Raw genomic sequence first — 1,489 nt, 5'->3', positions numbered from 1 at the left:
CCGACTACCTGGGGCTGTCCCTGGAGATCGTTCCCATGGACTTTGACGGCACCATCATGGAGCTGCAGAACGGCAACGTGGACTTGGGCATGGCCGGGTACTCCCCCGATCCCAAGCGTGCCGACAGCATGGACTTCTCTGACATTTACATCACCGGCGGCCAGTCCTTCGTGTGCGTGGAGTCCAACAAAGACCTGTTCACCTCTTTGGAGGATGCCAACAATGCCGACTATCAGATCGGCGCTCAGGTGGGCTCCATCCAGGCGGATCTGGCGCATGAGAACACCCCGGACGCTGATATCATCGAGCTCGCTAAGGTGCCCGATATCATCGCCGAGCTGGTGACCGGCAAGCTGGACGGCGCCTTTATCGAGACCATGGTGGCCGAGAGCTATGCCACCCAGTATCCCGAGCTGTGTCTGGTGCTGGAGGTCCCCTATGACGCCGAAGGCTCTGTGGTGGGCGTCACCAAGGGCAACGCCGCCCTGCTGGAGGGTGTGAACCGTGCCATCGCCGCCGCCAAGGAGGATGGCTCCTTCGATCAGTATGTGCTTACGGCCAACGAGCTGGCTTCTGGCGACATCATCGAGGGCCTGGTGGACGAAAACGGCGAGGCCGTTCAGTAAGCTTGTAAAACTTTCAATTCCTCCCTGCGGCTGCGCAGGGAGGAATTGGCCGCTTTCTCATATATTTTGGTAAAGATAGAAGGAGGAACCGCCCGTGTTTACAGCCGCCGGTTTCGAAAGAACTTGGGAGTACATAGACCTTTTCAAAGAGGGCCTGATTTGTACCGTCTCCCTCTCCCTGCTGACCGTGATTTTCGGTTTTGTCCTGGCACTGCTCCTGGCCATCATGCGGCTGTCCAATGTGCGGCCGTTTCGCTTTCTGGGTCTGACCAAGGACGGCCATCTCCGGGAACAGGGCGTGCTGATGGTCCTCAGCAGATTTAACCCCCTCAGCTTCATCGCCACGGTTTACGTGGAAGTCTTCCGTGCCACCCCTATGCTAGTTCAGCTTTTCATGATCTATTATGTGGTGTTCGGAGATATTGATCTGCCCTCTTTCAAGATCTTTGGAACCATTCGCTTTGAACGGTTCCTCCCGGGCGTGATTGCCCTGTCCCTGAACTCCGGGGCCTATCTTTCCGAGATCATCCGCTCCGGTATCCAGTCCATCGACGGCGGTCAGACGGAGGCGGCACGGTCCCTGGGACTCAGCCAGGTGCAGAACATGCGATTCGTGATTCTGCCGCAGGCTATCAAGAATATCCTGCCTGCCATCGCCAACGAGTTCGTCACCATTATCAAGGAGTCTTCTATCTGCTATACCATCGGCGTTCAGGAGATCATGTACGCGGTTTCCTCCATCAAAGGTGCGACCTACCGCATTGCGGAACCGCTTGTGGTGGCCGCCTGTGTCTACTTCTGCCTGACGTTCCCCACCAGCAAGATCATCGCTTACTTCGAAAGGAGAATGAGCCGTGGCGACC

The 1,489-nt window shown here is 57.0% G+C and carries 2 protein-coding genes; both read left to right on the top strand.

All coding sequences use genetic code 11. From position 1 onward, the window contains the following. On the top strand, nucleotides 1-626 hold a 626-nt coding region (locus QVE23_RS11010; protein ID WP_502919073.1), incomplete at its 5' end, for a transporter substrate-binding domain-containing protein. Nucleotides 627-720: 94 nt separating this feature from the next. Next, a partial coding sequence (locus tag QVE23_RS06575; RefSeq protein ID WP_287967779.1) for an amino acid ABC transporter permease occupies nucleotides 721-1,489 on the top strand: 769 nt, incomplete at its 3' end.

Source organism: Oscillibacter sp. KLE 1728 (assembly GCF_934833455.1).
GTDB lineage: Bacteria > Bacillota > Clostridia > Oscillospirales > Oscillospiraceae > Oscillibacter > Oscillibacter welbionis.
The sequence above is the reverse complement of the archived record's forward strand: the minus strand, read 5'-3'. Positions and strand labels throughout refer to the sequence as shown.